This is a genomic window from Chryseobacterium sp. SIMBA_028, assembly GCF_046535285.1.
GTDB lineage: Bacteria > Bacteroidota > Bacteroidia > Flavobacteriales > Weeksellaceae > Chryseobacterium.
Genome location: NZ_JAWRWZ010000026.1, coordinates 1 through 16,778, shown reverse-complemented (window position 1 = coordinate 16,778; position 16,778 = coordinate 1). Strand labels below are relative to the sequence as shown.

The 16,778-nt window shown below is 32.6% G+C and carries 11 protein-coding genes and 1 pseudogene; 3 read left to right on the top strand and 9 right to left on the bottom strand.

Annotated elements, in window-relative coordinates:
• Positions 1-123: 123 nt before the first annotated feature.
• Entirely contained in the window at positions 124-1,596 is a 1,473-nt protein-coding gene (locus SCA31_RS22195; RefSeq protein WP_410699229.1) for a transcriptional regulator, read from the bottom strand.
• A 674-nt stretch (positions 1,597-2,270) separates the two neighbouring features.
• Positions 2,271-3,953: a S8 family serine peptidase gene (locus SCA31_RS22190; RefSeq protein WP_410699228.1), complete on the bottom strand. Its 1,683-nt coding sequence runs from the start codon at positions 3,951-3,953 to the stop codon at positions 2,271-2,273.
• An 811-nt stretch (positions 3,954-4,764) separates the two neighbouring features.
• On the opposite strand from SCA31_RS22190, the gene SCA31_RS22185 reads away from it, so the two are divergent.
• Together SCA31_RS22185 and SCA31_RS22180 are read left to right on the top strand one after the other, a co-directional pair.
• Positions 4,765-5,490 (top strand): outer membrane beta-barrel protein, encoded by a 726-nt coding sequence (locus SCA31_RS22185; protein WP_410699227.1) that lies wholly within the window; start codon positions 4,765-4,767, stop codon positions 5,488-5,490.
• 40 nt (positions 5,491-5,530) lie between these two features.
• Positions 5,531-7,228, top strand: coding sequence for a S41 family peptidase (locus SCA31_RS22180; protein ID WP_410699226.1), 1,698 nt, complete (start codon positions 5,531-5,533; stop codon positions 7,226-7,228).
• A gap of 111 nt (positions 7,229-7,339) precedes the next feature.
• Here SCA31_RS22180 and SCA31_RS22175 read toward each other — a convergent pair whose 3' ends face one another.
• The 6 genes and pseudogenes from SCA31_RS22175 to SCA31_RS22150 form a co-directional block, all read right to left on the bottom strand.
• On the bottom strand, positions 7,340-8,110 hold the full coding sequence (locus SCA31_RS22175; protein ID WP_410699225.1) for a carboxypeptidase-like regulatory domain-containing protein: 771 nt from the start codon (positions 8,108-8,110) through the stop codon (positions 7,340-7,342).
• A 108-nt stretch (positions 8,111-8,218) separates the two neighbouring features.
• Positions 8,219-8,566: a helix-turn-helix domain-containing protein gene (locus SCA31_RS22170; protein WP_410699224.1), complete on the bottom strand. Its 348-nt coding sequence runs from the start codon at positions 8,564-8,566 to the stop codon at positions 8,219-8,221.
• Positions 8,567-8,784: 218 nt separating this feature from the next.
• A pseudogene (locus SCA31_RS22165) lies at positions 8,785-10,191 on the bottom strand (M16 family metallopeptidase); the annotation flags it as partial.
• Positions 10,192-10,244: 53 nt separating this feature from the next.
• A complete protein-coding gene (locus tag SCA31_RS22160; RefSeq protein WP_410699223.1) occupies positions 10,245-11,558 on the bottom strand; it encodes a M16 family metallopeptidase in 1,314 nt (437 codons plus the stop codon).
• A gap of 631 nt (positions 11,559-12,189) precedes the next feature.
• Entirely contained in the window at positions 12,190-13,266 is a 1,077-nt protein-coding gene (locus tag SCA31_RS22155; protein ID WP_410699222.1) for a retropepsin-like aspartic protease, read from the bottom strand.
• A gap of 48 nt (positions 13,267-13,314) precedes the next feature.
• On the bottom strand, positions 13,315-13,500 hold the full coding sequence (locus SCA31_RS22150; RefSeq protein ID WP_410699221.1) for a hypothetical protein: 186 nt from the start codon (positions 13,498-13,500) through the stop codon (positions 13,315-13,317).
• A gap of 985 nt (positions 13,501-14,485) precedes the next feature.
• Here SCA31_RS22150 and SCA31_RS22145 point away from each other — a divergent pair.
• On the top strand, positions 14,486-14,986 hold the full coding sequence (locus SCA31_RS22145; RefSeq protein ID WP_410699220.1) for a hypothetical protein: 501 nt from the start codon (positions 14,486-14,488) through the stop codon (positions 14,984-14,986).
• 54 nt (positions 14,987-15,040) lie between these two features.
• On the opposite strand, the gene SCA31_RS22140 is transcribed toward SCA31_RS22145, so the two are convergent.
• On the bottom strand, positions 15,041-16,507 hold the full coding sequence (locus SCA31_RS22140) for a tetratricopeptide repeat protein (protein ID WP_410699219.1): 1,467 nt from the start codon (positions 16,505-16,507) through the stop codon (positions 15,041-15,043).
• Between the last annotated feature and the right edge of the window lie 271 nt (positions 16,508-16,778).

Genomic DNA, 16,778 nt, shown 5'->3' with positions numbered 1-16,778 from the left:
GAAATCAACTTTTATTATAACTTTAAACTAACAAACACTCCCTAAGAGAAAGTCCATTTTCTTTTGAAGACATACAACTTACCTATACTCAATAATATATCTTCTAAAAACCCTGATATTCATTTACTCAGATTTGGGGTTAATTGTATTGATCCATTTATAGAGGTCAGTCTCTGGTAGTAAATTGAGTTTTTTTCTTATCCTATATTTTCTATTATCTACAGCTCCAATAGATATCTTTTTATAAGTGGCTATTTCTTTAGTCTGAATATTGAGCTTAAGGTAGGCGCACATTTCCAAATCTGCAGCTGTAAGCTCCGGAAATTTTAAAAGTTCCCTGTGTAAATCTGTAAATATGTCCTGAAACATAATTAAAAACTGCTTGTCATTATTTTTAGCCAGTGTTAATAGCAACGCAATCTTATCTTCATCAATTTGTTTTTTTTGATACTCCTCATCTACATCTACTTTACCAATAGACCTTTTAGCCCTATTCTTTCGATACAAATAAAATGAAATTGCACCAATCAAAATAATTATTACTATTAACAATATGATAAAAAAACTGCTAACCGATTCCTTTTGTTTACTGATTAAATTAACGTCATGCTTCCCTTGTATTATCAGGGCTTTTTTATGAATTTTAGATAAACTATCATTCAACACTTTACTTTTCTCCAAATAGTAAAGCTCTTTTTTAGTATCACCAGCCTTCTTATAATATTCTATAAGGTTTTCGTAGATGTTTATACTAAGCCTAGGGGAATGGAACTTTGTTGCTAGGTCTAGCGCTTTGTTATAGTATTCCAGAGCCTGCTCATCATTCCCTTTTTCAAATTTTATGTATCCAATCGTATTATAAAAATTCGCCAAAGGTCTTTTATCTTGATCACTTATAAACAATTTTTCAGCGATATCAAAATATTTATTCCCATCTACAACATTCCCTTTTCTCAAATAGGCAACTCCTAATAATAATGCAGACTGACCAACAATAAATTTTCTTTTGGGAAATTTTTCAGATATTTTTATTGATGCTTCATAGCCCTGTTTTCCAAAATACAATAGAGAATCTCCATAACCGGCAGTACTAATTTCGTTATCTAATATTTCGGCATATCTTGAGAGAGAATTAAAAACTATTGTTTTAAGACCATTCATCGTATCCTTATCTTTTATCAGATCAGACATTTTAAGAGCTTTCGAAAAATTTATACGGGAATCGGAGTAATTTCCAGCTTCCAATAAGGCTCTGCCTTTACAATCCAATAGTGAAGTATAATCAATATAACTGTTCAGTTGTTTAGCCAAAATAATTCCTTCACCAATAACCTTTAGACCTTCATGAGGATTATTATTATTCGAATAAATAACAGCCAAGCCAGTCAATGCAGTAAGCATTCCTTTCTTATGATCTTTTTCTTTGGACATGTAATAAAGCTCATTGTAAAGCGCAATCAATTCTTTTTCTTCAAATTTATTTTCAGCTTCCCGACCTTTAAGCTGTTTTATCTTATCCTCTATTATCTGGGTATGCAAATTTTGTGTAAAGGAAAAAAATGGAATAAAAAAATAAATTAATAAATAGAATCTCATATTTTTTACAAATTTAATTTATGTAGACATTTCGATACGAAATTTCCAATCAAAAGTCAGATCAAAACAAAATTTAGATTAATAAGGAAAGCTCTATAAAAATACAAGAATTTACCTTGACATAACCCAAAAGACAAATAATTACTCACTATAAAAAAATCTATACCACAAAAACAGCTATGATGTTCATTAACGATTCGTTTTATTTTAAAATCTAGTATGTGCCTATTCTAGGTTTTAAGAAACAATATCAATTTTACGAGAAAATGACTATTCAAGTTGTTTAAACTTTTTTATAACTATAAAAGGTACAACAATTTTAACAATTAAGTTCTTTTAAGTAAAAAAAACATCCGATTTCTCTTAAAATAATACCCTAAAGAGTGAGAATTCCCATCCTGCGGAGGGATCATTTGACAAAGTGGTTTATAAAAATTCTTTAAAATGAAACTCCTTTGTCAGGTTTGATCAGCAAGCCAAAAAATTGTAGATCACCAACGTAATACCATAAATAGAGACGGTCTCAAAAGACCGTCTCCTCATTGTAAAATTAACACACCTTGTAAAATTACATCATTTCCACCTCATTACCTTATGTACTATTTAAAAATCAGACAAAGATTTGGATATAAAAAAAGAACTCTATTACTTTGCCTGATAAAAAATATATTAAATTAAATAATCACTTTTTTTTTAATCTTATCTTTTTGTTTTTTACTTTTTTTATACTGTCCTGCATCTTTATAGTAATGGGTGTATGCATATATTGCAGCTTTCTCCATATCAATAACTCCTCCAGCCTGTGAAAAACTATCAAACTTATTTTCTGTATTGGAATTACTTGATTTCACTAAGGCTTCAATGATTTGATGAGGCTTCAAATTGGGCATGTAGGCCAATAAAACTGCAGCCGCTCCAGCGACTACCGGAGATGCCATTGAAGTTCCCTGGAGATAGGCATATTTACTTTTTGGAACTGTTGAATAGATTTCTTCACCAGGTGCAAATACATTGACTCTGCTTTTATTGAAGTTTGAGAAATTAGCTCTCAACTCGTTATTTCTATTTGTGCTTGCCCCCACAACAATAACGTTATTTACCAATGGTATAGTATCTGTTGGATTCTTAAAATTCGTTGGATATGCAGGGTGTATACCAATATCTTCATTTTCGTTTCCTGCAGCTTTCACCAAAAGAACTCCTTTACTTTCAGCATATTTAAATGCATCCCAGACCACCTCTTTTCCCGGAGAAATTGGTTTACCAAAACTCATATTCAAAATTTTAGCTCCATTATCAACAGCATATCTGACGGCATTGGCAACATCTTTATCTCTTTCATCTCCATTGGGAACAATCCTAACGGTCATTATTTTGGCCACTTTTTCAGCTACACCATACTGAATTTCGTCCCCTTGCGGAGATCCGGCAATAATTCCGGCAACGTGGGTACCATGTTCTGCATCCGGTCCTTCGTAATGGTTATTCCCATAATATTTTTCGGAGTAATTGTTATAATCATCTCCAACAATTTCCGCTCTTGGATCATAATTAATATTATAATGCTTCTCTTTGGAAGAGGTATTTTCAATATTTTTATTCACCCAGTCTCCTATTATTTTTTCAAACTCTGTGGGTGATAAATTTTCAATTTTAGCATTCTTAGAAAACTTTGTCAGATACTCCAGAGCCATAGCATCCTTTTGATCTGTAGGAGTTTTTATTTCTTTTATATTTTCAGCCGTTACAGATTTTCCACCTAATAAACGAACCATGTTTGGAATAAGTTCCTTAAGGAGTGTATATGTTTTTACATGTTGTATTACCTGAGGGCTCTTATTGTCATAAAGTTCTTTAGCTTTTATATACATGGCAAAGTCTTCCGGCATTTTAGATTGATTATCCTTATTGATAGCAGATTCTTCTCCTTCAAATATTTCTTTGTATGTTTTTACAACCCTCGTTACTTCTAAATTGTCTACGTCAATATCTCCGTTTTTACCCCCAATAAAATTCCAGCCGTGTATATCATCTACAAAACCATTCCCATCATCATCTTTCCCATTGCCGGGAACTTCATTCGGATTAGTCCATAGATTTTTAACGAGGCCCGGATGATCAACCTGAACTCCACTATCCAAGACCCCAACAACAATTTTTTTAGGACTCAGTCCTTTAGACTCTAAATATTTGTAAGCATTTTCTGTATTGACACCATATACTTTTGAAGATTTAAAATCTTTATGATACCATGTCATTAAATCTCTTCCTGTATTCTCTTTATCATTTGGTCTCTGCTGTGCAATCGCTAAATTACAAGCTGTTAAAAAAAAAGCGGCTACTATTATTTTTTTCATTTTTAGTATATAATATAAAATCTTATCTTTTTAGTTCATCCTCAGGATACACTGTAGTTCCTATATTGAGCAGGATGCAAATCAGTATGATATACTTTTTAACATTGTAAAACCAGGCAAAGGGTTGGGATAAGTAACTAATAATATTCATGAAAAAAAACACTACTTTGCCTGATAAAAAAAAACACTATTTAAATTAACTTAAATATTCTTTTAAGTTGCTCAAAAGTACAGGGAAGGGAAGCTTGAAAAAAAACAATGTATATATCATTTCTTAATACCCTATCTCCCATTATCTCATCATCTGCAATAAAACAGAGTTTCCATCCTAAAAACCGCTTAAATATCTTACGAAATCAGCATATTCAGCATGTATTCTCTCTTACTGAATTTTGTGTATTTCCGGTTTTTAGCCAAACAAGTAAGTACTTATCCAATTACTCTTAAGTTCAAATCCATCTCTTTCTTTTGTTGATTTATTTTTTCTTCTATATTATTAATTCAATGTTTAAAAGTCGGCAACAGATCATCAACCTAAGCTTTCCTAAAGCCGTTCTGAGAATCTTTTGCTGTATTCCAGACGCCCACATATTGTTTCTTTCTAGACAAACAACACGCATAGACAAATCAATTACAATAGGTTTATAACAATCATTAGATAATAGTAGAGATTCTATTAGTAATTATTAGACGGCATTTTATACAGTAGGGGTTAACATCCAATATCTTGACCTAAAATTTTTTACCACTAATTAAAAATTAAAATGAGTGCTAAAAATATTTTTTCTAACAATACATTAAAAAAAAGTCTATGAACAAAACTTTATGTAAGGCGTTATGCCTTTGCTTATTTTCTTCAGCCAGCTTAGGTTTATCTGCTCAAAACCAAAATAAGCTCAAAATAGCGGTTGATGGCGGTTATACCTATACTGCTATGAATGCTAATCTGTCTAACCTAGTGGATTCCAGATACACAACCCGCTACGGTTTTGGAATAAATCTTTCTGGAGAATATCTGTTTTGGAAATCTCTTTTTGTTTCTACGGGGGTATCCTATCTGCAAAAAAATTACCAATATGAAAGAACAGGAAGCCGGTCCGGTTGGTTTACAAAATACAATAATGATTTTCTGGCCTTTCCTTTACTGGTAGGCGGATATATTCTCAATAATCCACATGAAAGCCAAGGGGTATGGATTAAACTGGCTGGAGGTATGTATACCGAATACTGGCTGAGAATGAAAAGAGAGGGGCAGTATCCTGTTATAGGAGAGCTTCAGGAAAATGGCAGTTTCAATTACATACAAGTCTCAGATACTTATGACTTTGAGAAGAATGAAAACCAGCTCAACAGATTTGGTTATGGACTGCAGGGTCAGGCTCAATTAGGGTACTCATTCAAGAAGTTTGATCTTCATGCCGCTTACAACTATCAATATGGACTTTCTGATATTAATAAAGCACAAGCAGATAAAAATCAAAAAATGACAACAAGATCTTATATGATTTCACTTGGTGTGGCTTATAAGTTCAATTAAGGCTCCTCTACTTCATTAATACATTAAAAATAAACATACTATGACAAGAAACTTTAGTAAAAAAGCGATTCTTATTCTTGGAATTCTTACAGCGGCTACCACTTTTAATTCCTGTGTAGCAGAAGATGACCTTTCAACAACAGAACCCACAAGGTATACCGCCAGTGATATAAAATCCTATGCAGACCTTTTTAAGGTATTCTGGACAGTAATGGATCAGCGGTATAATTATTTTTATGAGCAGAAAAGAAATGATGGAATGGATTGGGACGCTGTTTACAGAGAATATTATCCTAAGTTTGAAGCATTACAGGCTTTTAACACAGGTAATGATAAGGATATCATAGAAAATCAAAAAATAGCAAGGCAGTATTTCACTGATATCGTAGATCCTATTATAGACCGCCACTTTGCAGTTGATATAACATTGCCTTATTCAAAAGGAGTTCAGGGAACATTTAGATTCAGAGGAGGAATGAAGACTCCTGCTAATAATCAGTACGACTTTAAAGTGAAAACAACTTATATGGCTGACAAGCTTGGGGCTGATGCAAAAAGTGAAAACACCGTCTTAAACAATCCGGATGGAACTAAATCGACCTTTACTTATCAAATGGGAAGTTTAAAATCTAACCCAGATACTTATTATTTCAGTTTTAATATGTTTCGTTTATCTGAGGCTCTTAAAATTAATCTTCTGGATGCTTATTTGAAACCTGATCCCGGCCATGGACTTGTGTTAACATCGGATATCATCAAAAATTCAGCAGAACTAAATTCAATCAGTGATGCCGCTTTAAGAAGTAAAGTTGAAAATTTCACAATAGATATATTAAACCAGTGGAATACTTTTCCCAATTCTGCTGAAGTGAAATCCTTTAATAATTACATCAGTACCTTTAAGGATACTGAAGTCATATCAGATGCTTTTTTAGATGTTACCAAAAAATCATTAGAAGAGTCAAAAAAATTAGTTGCTTATAACAAAGCCAGCACTTATCCGGCTGATGTATTGACCACCGAAAGCCAAGCCTACATAGTCTGGTTTATAAGCCAGATGGATAATCATGTTAAATGGGGGTATGGACTAACCTCGTTTCAGAATGCAGCACAGGGAATAATTGATAAAGCTCCTTTCTACAAACAATTTCTTAATGCACTGCATAAAGGAGAAATTAAAAAAATCATCATTGACCTAAGAGCAAACGGCGGTGGTGCTATAGCAGATGCAAGATTCTGGACCGATCGTTTCATCACACAAAATGCTCTGGCCGGCTATCAAAGAACAAAAGAAGGTACCGGTAGGTTTAATTATACTCCATGGGTACCTATGCATACCAATCCCCATAAATTTGGAATTCCTTCCAATATTCCGACTGTTATTTTAACTGATAGAGGAAGCGTGAGCATGTCCGAAATATCAACATTAATGTTAAAAAGCCAGGGATCTCATGTTATTTCTGTAGGAGATTATAGCGCAGGAGGGCTTGCTGCATTAACAGGGTCAGATGAATTCAATGGGGGAACTCAAGACAAGGTAGCAGGATATTTGAGTTTTTATATGCCGGTAATGGCCCATAAAGATGCAAAAGGCGAAGTTATTGAGGGAATTGGCATCAAGCCGGATATTTATGTTACTCCGCCTTCAGATGCAGAACTGCTGGAAATGAAAAATTCTCCAAAAACATTTGTAGATAGGGTTTTGGAAGCCGCTATAAAGTATATTTCCACCAAATAACATACGTTACCTATAAAAATTGCACGGACTATTTCCGTGCATTTTTTATTTTGCTTACTTCATATTTTACAAGAAATTCTGGGCTATTTGTTTAGTATTTTATATCAATTTTCATCCTTTGTTCATTCTCTCAAGATATATAGGTACCACATCTTCAAATCCCAATACTGCTCCTGACAGGCTTTTAGCCTTAACGTATCTTCTTACTTGGGGTTTTGTATAAAAAGAAAACTCTATAAAATCTGAAATTTTATCCTTTGGAATACCTGTTTTCACAAAATAATCGTCCTCCACTCTATTCCTTATCCAGGCAATATCCTCCTGTAAATCTTCGTATTTGTATATTATTTTTTGCTTTCGGGCCTTACCACTAATAAGATCATACACTCCTTGCACATTTAAATTTCCCAACAGCATTGGAAGTAACACTTCTTTTATTTCAGCAGGCTTTTCTCTCATTTTACCAACCGGCTGAGGCAGTCCAACCGCCTTTTGAATGATTTTACCTTGATCTACCTTAGTCAATATTTTGGAATCCTTTGATAGATCGCCTGTCAGCTTTTTATACACCTTAACCTCTTCAATTTCTTCAATGACTTTAAAAAGAGTTATGGGCAATAGAGCGTTCCGGTGGTCTTCAGTAACTATTTTGGAAAGTCTTTCATATCCCGGAAGAATAAACCTTAATTCATCATTCTTTGACGCACCAATAGAAAATTCGCCCAATGAATTACTGACTATCTTTGTATTGGCAGATATATTAATGACCACGACCGAACTTAAACGAATACCACTCTCATCTGTAATAATGCCATTAACCGTTTGTTGAGAAAATAGGATCTCAGAAACAAACAAGCCAATGAATATCAGTATTATTTTCATTTAATAATCTATAGAATTTTTTTCAGTCGAAACAGAACCGATAAACTTATGATCCCATCTTGAAAATTATATTTTATTTCGTGGATGTAATGAAATGGTATATTTGATTCACTTTTTATTAAGAAAACTCTTTTTCCATTTGGCAATCGTATTTCTGCTTATTCCATAATATTTTGCTACTTGGGTATTATTAAGTTTTCTCCTTTTTTGTTCCTCCAAAATGTATATAACATCACACTTTTCATAACAGCGATGGTTCTTATTAAAGGCATCAGCTTTATTATCATCCTCTCCGAATATGAGCGTATTCAATTGAATGATTTCAAAAGATGATAAATTTGTTTTTTTCAACAGATGGTCACAAACTTTCATCTTATCAGGATACTTTTTTATAATATCATTATAAATCCGGATAAAATCAGGCTTCTTATCTATTTGCTGTATTTGTTGATCCATTTATATCATGTAGTTTTAGAAATTCTATACTCGTTCATCATCCTGAAAAAAACCTATTCATTAATAAAATAGCCTCCCTTTTCCATCATTTGTGTGATATAAAGATTGTGAAATAAAGGAGGCTAAGTATTATAAAGCAGTGAGCTGTCTCATTCGTTACAAGCCAGGAAACATTCTTTTTCCTTTAGGCTTAGAATAGTACAAAACCCAACTTTTTATTTTTTCACCAGTTCAGCATTTTGATCATAATACTTTACCGGATATCCTAATTTTTCAAGTCCTTCAGAAATATCAGAAGCTTTACCGGCGATAAAGATTCTGCTTTGGTTGGGTAAGATCGTAGCTTTTGCTGCGTTGGAAATATCTGCTACCGTTACTTTATCAATTGATTTTAGGTAATTCGTGTAGAAATCAGAAGGCAGATCCTGAACTTTCTGATTTAAGGCAAATTTCGCAATAGTTTCCGGCTGTTCTAGAGACATAATGAAACTTCCTTTTAATAAAGCCTTAGCGCTTTCAAGTTCTTCTGGTTTTACGGTAGAGATCGCATTAAGTTCATTCATGAACTCTTTCACGGCCTTATCAGTAACCTCATTTCTTACACTTGCACCAGCAGAGAAATCTGAAGAATACTTATCTGCATTCAATGAGGATCCGGCTCCGTAAGTGAATCCATTTTTCTCACGAAGATTCATGGTAAGTCTTCCATTCATCCCTGCGCCTAAGATGTAATTAGCAATTGTAGCCGCAAAGTAGATCGGGTCTTTCATTTTAAGATTATTCAAGTTGCTTACTGAGACTACCGACTGTACTGCAGAAGGCACATCTACTACATTGATCTCTGTTTTGGATAGATTGGAAGCTGGCTCCAGAACAGCAGCCGGTGTATTCGCTTTTTTCCATCCACTGAAAGCTTTTTCAACCAATGCTTTTACCTGGTCAAATTTCACATCTCCCACGACGACTAAATAGGCATTGTCCGGAGCGTAATATTTTTTATAAACATCCTGCACATCCGCTAGCTGAATCTTATGAATAGATTCCACGGTTGGAAATCCCCCTATAGCTGTATTTTTACCATACATTAGTGCATTGGAAACTTTTGAAGCAATGGCAGAAGCATTTTTCTCTCCAGATTTCAATGCTTCATAAGCTCTTTCTTTTGAATTCTGAATTTCTTCATCAGAGAATTTTGGATTGATGATCGCGTCTGCCATCAGCCCTAATACTTCCGGAAAATATTTTGAAAGAGAGTTCGCAAAAGCACCATCGGAAGAAAAACTTACATTCGCTCCCAGATAATCCAGCTTTTTGTTAAAATCCTCTTTGCTTAAATGAGCAGTACCATTTTCCAGCTGTTGGGCCATAATAGAGGCTACCCCCATTAAGTTTCCTTCATTGAACGGAGGTCTGTCCATAGAAAGCGTGGTATTTACTCTTGGTAATTTATTATTTTCCACAACCATTACCGTAAGACCGTTGCTCAGTTGAAAAGTTTTTGGTTTAGCAATATTGATTGCAGGAGTGGGTCCCGGCTTCGGCATTGCATTAAGATCAATTTTTTGTGCGGAAATTGTTCCTGCGAAAAAAAACGCCGCAGCTATATATGTTAATTGCTTTTTCATTTGTAAAAATTTAATTTTTAATAATCATCTTTAAACATAAAATGTTGAAATAATTATTTCTTTTCAGGAACGTAATTAATGATTACTCTTTGATTGGAATTTAAATATTTCTTAGCCGCGTTCTGCAGATCCTGTCTTGTGATAGATCTGTAGATGTCAATTCCTTTATTGATCAAATTGGTGTTGCCCATCAATACATGATTGGTAGCCAATGAAGCAGCAATTCCCTCAACACTTGAGTTTTGATTTACAAATTGGTTCTCAAATATGTTTTGAAGCTTTTGATAATCTTCCTGAGTAATCAACGTAGTCTGCAATTTTTTGATTTCCTCATCAATGTCAGCCTGTAAAGTTTGTCTGGTCGTTTGCCCCATAGGAATGGCATGAATTCTAAAAACTCCGTAATCCTCCATTGTAGTATTCAAAATCCCTACATCTAAGGCCTTTTTATCTTGGTCTATCAGTTTATATTTTAAAACTGAAGATTTTCCATCACTTAAATAAGAAGAAAGCATATCAAGGGTATAAGCATCTTTCTCTTTATTCCCAGGTACTCTGTACGCAAAAACATAGGCCGGTAATTGAATATTCTGGTCTATTTCCGTAACTTCTTTTTCCTGAACAATAGGATCCTCCTTAGGGAATTCTTTAGAAGTTACCATTCCTTTTGGAATACCTCCATAATACAGCTCAATCCATTTCTTAGTCTGCTCAGGCTTAATATCCCCGGCTACCACTAACGTCGCATTATTTGGAATATAATATTTTTTATAAAAAGCCAGAAATTCATCTAACTGTGCTGCATTCAAGTCCTCCATAGACCCAATGAAACTTCCGTTATAGGGATGTTTATTAAAGACATGTGGGTTCACGGCGGTGTTATAAGAAATCCCTCCATATGGGGCATTGTCCATACGCATTCTCTTCTCTTCCTTTACCGCCTCCCTTTGGGTATCCACCCCAATTTGATTGATTACGGCATGGCGCATTCTTTCTGCTTCCATCCAAAGACCAAGCTGTTCACTGTTTGAAGGAAATGTCTCATAATAATAGGTTCTATCCTGTGTGGTATTTGCATTATTTCGTCCTCCGTTGGCAGCAACTATTTTAGACCATTCACCTCTTTTGATGTTTGGCGTTCCCTCAAATAAAAGATGTTCAAAGAAGTGGGCAAAACCACTTCGCCCTTTTATTTCATCCTTTGAGCCTACATGATACATGACTCCGGTAGTAACAACCGGTGCTGTATTATCCTGATGAAGAATTACATGGAGACCGTTCGGAAGGTCATATTCTTCAAATTTAATCTGTTGCGAAAAGCAAATTCCCGAAATTAAAACCGTAAATCCAAATAGTGTTTTATTCATTTCCTTAATTTTCAGTATCATATCATTTTACTTGTTCTTATTTTATCTATACATTTTACATCTAATTCATAAGTATCTATGGAATTAAGCTACCACCCTAAATATGATAAAACAAGTAATATTTTTCATTATTTTTCTTTTTGCCAAAAATATTACAGCGCCACCTTATTTCAAAAAAAATGACATATCATTTACTAACATGTCATCTAACATTATCTAACAAGCATTCAATATCAAGCACTTAACAAATCTATCATCCATACTCAATATATTATTTGTAGAGACAATAAGATTCAATGATTTTTATTTTTATATTTTAAAACCAGGTAAAGATTTAATAAAAAATTGAAATGCAGTTTGACTTTACCTGGTATAAAAACACATTTAGAAAACTATAGGTAATAGCAATTTTTCAAGTTATTGGATACCATGAATATTAATAAAAGATCAGACAAAGCCAATTAATATTATTAATTACTTCTAACCTAACCATTCTGTTGACGGCTTTGCCTGATAATTTTTTACTTAATAAAAGCTATTGCTCAATTTATTTGAAAAGTATGTTGTTTAGTATAAGATAATTCTATCCTGTTTTGCTTAATGACTAGAGTCCTTTATGAAAGTACTAAAGCTATGCGGTATGTTTAATCTTATCTATATTCTCTTGACTCTTTGGATTAATAAAGTTACCATCATAGACCCGAATTTCCTTTGAGATAAAATCAATTACTGTAATGTTTTGTTTTAGAAATTCATATCCCAAGATCCCATCGATCCCAAGTCCATATTTAGTATTCAAATTTTTTAAAGATGAGGAATCAAAACAGTACATCATATTATCATAGCTAATATTGTTAATTTTAGTATGCTTAATAAGTCCTTTTTTTGAAGTAGTCTTTCCACTAATACCGTTGACATTAGACTCTTTAAGATCAACTACTGCTTTTTCTAAATTTTTAAAATGTTTCGAATTAATCAGGTTGATGGTTGCTCCTGTATCAAGAGCCATTTTATACTTAAATCCGTTAATTTCAACCCCAAATACTGGCATGTGCTGTTCGAATTTAAACAATATAGTGGTAAGAAGTTCACCATTTTCTTTTGCTTCTTTAACTAGGTCTTTCTTTTTAGTTGCTTTTAATATATTACATCTATAATCTAAAGTTAATTGATAATTACTGAAAGCACCAAATCCTATTATTCCTGCAAAATCATCATTTTCATTAGTCATGATATTGGAAAGAGGTAATGCATTGACTTGAGCATTTTTGAAATTTATTCCCATCCAAGAAAATGAATTTATCCATGTCGTTTGTAAATTTTCAGACTCTCCTCCTATTCCATTAAGATGATTTTCAGAATCTTGAAGACGTCCGATATGCTTGACCTCTGAGTTCAAAATTAAATCACTTCCCAGACCGCTATCTAATAAAAATTTCCTTTTATTTCCATTTAGATCTGCATTCACTAAGATTAATCCTTTTTTTGAAGTAAAAGATGTTGTAAATTCATTAGAAAACAGTAGTTCTTTTTCTTTCTTTGTTTTTGTACTTTTTTCTGTCAACAGACCAATATGAATCGAATGCTCATTATTAGCAATTTTGTTTTTTTCACTATGTGATTGAATACTAAAATAATTAATGAGGAACCCTACACAAATGGTAAGTATAAAAAGTAATATTGACAAAATGAAAAATTGGTTTCTCATGATATAGTTTTTTATAATATCGAATAGTTGTCTTTTTTTCACTATAAATTATTTGCTTTTGAAAATTTGCAACCCTGAACCTTGATAGATATTCTTACCCGCTGCTTCATTTGATCTTTGCTGAATGAATTCCATATTTCTTTCGTTTTCATTTAAACTGCCTTGGCTTTGCGTTGTTTGTGAAGCACAGCTTGCCAATAATAGTACTGAGACACCTAATATTACATTTTTCATAATAAATATTTTTTTGTTTATGTTTTATAAATACCAGACTATATCTAATTTTATATTCTCTACAATAATCTCCTTTAAAGATTTCATCGTGTAATAATTAAATTATCTTAAAATTCATTCACTTTGCTTTAACATTATCGAATATTCTTTAAAATAAAACTAATGCCCTAAGAGCACAAATCGATATAGAAAATTTCATGTACAAAAGTATTCGTTATATAAATTCATCTTTCAAAACCAGACTAACAATTACTAATACCCATTCTAACACTATCTATTATATGGCAATTTACCGCGTTTAAAAGTAATTTATTAGTCATTTATACTACTATCAATGTATTTTTTATTTTGTAAAATTCAATATTGTGAAAGTTCCTTTTTAAAATCCTTTTTTTAATTGGTATTCTTAATGAGGAATCAATTGATAAACATCTTTACATTTAGAAAGATGACTACTCCATTATTAGTTTAACCTATTTTAAAAGATTATGAAAAAATCCAGGCAAAGGCTTACGTTAGCTGTAAGGATAAATATGAAAAAAAAAGGAAGCTTACTGCTTTGCCTGGTAAAAGAGAGTAACCAAATCGATAAAAAACTCTCTTTTTAAAACAAGTTCATGTCAAAAGTATAAAGAAATAGAACACGTAAAATATTTTACACATACCGTTTTCTAACATACCAGCTCATATTATCTCACGTATTCAATAAAAGCACATTTCATGGGCGATTTTCGTATATAGCATACATGAAAAAAGCGTTTTTATATTAATTTAACAATACTTTAGATAGCATTTCAAGGCCCTTAAGATTAAAAACAAACATCTCATTATGAAAGTATTATTCTTAATAATTTATACCTAATTCGTTTTCCAACTGATCAGTTAGAATATATTAGAAATGTCATTAGGAATTATTAGATCGTACCCCATGCAGTACGAATCACCATTCCATACCTTCACAAAAAAATATTGAAATTAAATAAACATGTCAATTAATTTTAGCAAAACAATAATGCTTTGTTTAGGTCTATTTATATCTGCTATGCCTCTTTATTCCTGTGTAACAGAAGCTGAACTTTCGACAGCAGAACCAACAAGATATACCACCAATACTATAAAATCCTATACCGATCTATTTAATGTATTCTGGAAAGTAATGGATGAAAGAGATCATTACTTCTATAAGCAGAAAAGAAGCGACGGTATGGAATGGGATGCAGTTTATAGAGAATATTATCCTAAGTTTGAAGCCCTAAAAACTTTTGATGTGGGAAATGATAAAGACATTATAGAAAACAGAGCAAAAGCAGAACAATATTTCACTGATATAATAGATCCCATCCTAAACCATCATTTTTATGTGCTTGTGAAATTGCCCTATTCGAAAGGAGTAACCGGAGGGCATCTATTCAGGGGAGGTATGAAGAATAAACCTAATAATCAATATAGCCTTAAGTCAGGGCAGACCATAAGGCCTGCACTATAATAAAAAATTGCTCGTTGCAAGTAATTGTTATCAGGGAAGCTCGTTGAAAAATAGTTATTCTTTTCTAATTGTATCAATCCATTTATAAAGATCGGTTTCAGGAAGTAAATTGAGTTTTTTTCTTATTCTGTATTTCCTGTTGTCTACAGCACCAATGGATATTTTCTTATAGGTGGCTATTTCCTTAGTCTGGATATTAAGGGTAAGATACGCACACATTTCCAAATCCGCAGCTGTTAATTCCTGAAATTTTAATAGCTCTTTATACAAGTCGGCATATATTTCCTTAAAAACGATTAAAAATTGCTTGTCATTATTCCTGGCCAATTTCAGCAAGAGTGCAATCTTATCTTCATCGATCCTATTTTTTGATGAATCAACCCTTGTATCAATGTGTATTGCTGCATTTTTCTTTCTTTGTTTTCGATAAAAGTAAAATGAGAGGAGAGCACCCAAAGTACCTCCGGATGCGATCAGCAAAATCTTCCAAGTGTTATTATCCGATTGCTGTTGGTACAGTAAATTAATATCATGCCTGCTTTGTGTTATCAGGGCATTCCTATTAATTTTGGAAAAGCTGTCATTTAATTTCTTGCTTTTATTTAGATAATATAATTCATTCTTAACATCTTTTGTCTCCCTATAATACTCCAGTAAGCTTTCATAGATGGACATCGTAAGTCCTGTATAATGAGCCTCTAGTGATAATGTAAGAGCTTTTTCATAATATTCCAATGCCTTTTCCTTATCTCCATTCTCAAATTTCAGGCATCCTTTAGTATAATATAATCTTCCTAATAGAGATTTATTATTAGTATCAATATGCTTTTCTCCTATATTTACATATACTTCAGCCTTTTTAAAATCCTTCATGTCTATATAAATCTGCCCTAACGTTATAGCAGAGTTTGCAACAATTTTTTCTCTACGAGCACCACCTCTTACTGACATTTGCAATGATTCTTCATAGCTCTTTTTAGCAAAAATTAATATAGAATCTTCATAGATACTATTATCAGATTCCTTATCTAAAAATGATGCATAATTTACAAGGTAATTATAGATATAGCTTTTTATAGAATGCGCTTCATCTTTATCCTTTATCAATTCAGAATATTCCAATGCTCTTGAAAAATTAATCCGAGAATCAAGATAATTTCCTGCATTTAACAATGCTCCGGCTTTTAGTGCCAGCAATGAGGTATATTCTCCATAGGCCTTTAATTCTTTACCTAGGCCAAGTCCTTCTTCAGTGGCCTTCAAGCATTGATTAGTATCCCCTATGTTTCCATATAGCACTGCTTGGCTCAGTAAGGCTGTCAACATCCCTTTTTTATATCCCGCATTTTTTGAAATATGATAGATTTCGTTGGATAGTAAAATGATATTTTTTCCCTTAATTTTACTATCTGGATCTATATTTTTAAGTTGCTTAATCTTTTCCTTTATTACCTGCTGGTTAGAATTCTGCGAGTGAAGCAAAATTGAAAAAAACAAGCCGATCAATACATATATTTTCATACACCGTTTTTTTAATTTATTATTTCTTTTGATCGTAAAATACTTTTATCCCTACTATATCTATATCTATATCTATATCTATAACAGAGAAATTTAAATTATATACATATTGATATGTACTCCGTTAGTTTTTTAATACCTGCATCATATTTTAATTCAAATAAAAGAATATGTGTTTTTTGTAAATTTGTTTATGTTCCATTCTAAACTTTAATAGGTTTGGCGTATTTATAAAATTATTTCCAAGTTTTTTTTCGGGGGAATTCAATTA

Coding starts and splice junctions, on each gene's coding strand:
- SCA31_RS22175 (WP_410699225.1), bottom strand. CDS start 8,110: ATGAAAATAATACTGATATTCATTGGCTTGTTTGTTTCTGAGATCCTA.
- SCA31_RS22185 (WP_410699227.1), top strand. CDS start 4,765: ATGAACAAAACTTTATGTAAGGCGTTATGCCTTTGCTTATTTTCTTCA.
- SCA31_RS22155 (WP_410699222.1), bottom strand. CDS start 13,266: ATGAGAAACCAATTTTTCATTTTGTCAATATTACTTTTTATACTTACC.
- SCA31_RS22160 (WP_410699223.1), bottom strand. CDS start 11,558: ATGAATAAAACACTATTTGGATTTACGGTTTTAATTTCGGGAATTTGC.
- SCA31_RS22145 (WP_410699220.1), top strand. CDS start 14,486: ATGTCAATTAATTTTAGCAAAACAATAATGCTTTGTTTAGGTCTATTT.
- SCA31_RS22190 (WP_410699228.1), bottom strand. CDS start 3,953: ATGAAAAAAATAATAGTAGCCGCTTTTTTTTTAACAGCTTGTAATTTA.
- SCA31_RS22195 (WP_410699229.1), bottom strand. CDS start 1,596: ATGAGATTCTATTTATTAATTTATTTTTTTATTCCATTTTTTTCCTTT.
- SCA31_RS22180 (WP_410699226.1), top strand. CDS start 5,531: ATGACAAGAAACTTTAGTAAAAAAGCGATTCTTATTCTTGGAATTCTT.
- SCA31_RS22150 (WP_410699221.1), bottom strand. CDS start 13,500: ATGAAAAATGTAATATTAGGTGTCTCAGTACTATTATTGGCAAGCTGT.
- SCA31_RS22170 (WP_410699224.1), bottom strand. CDS start 8,566: ATGGATCAACAAATACAGCAAATAGATAAGAAGCCTGATTTTATCCGG.
- SCA31_RS22140 (WP_410699219.1), bottom strand. CDS start 16,507: ATGAAAATATATGTATTGATCGGCTTGTTTTTTTCAATTTTGCTTCAC.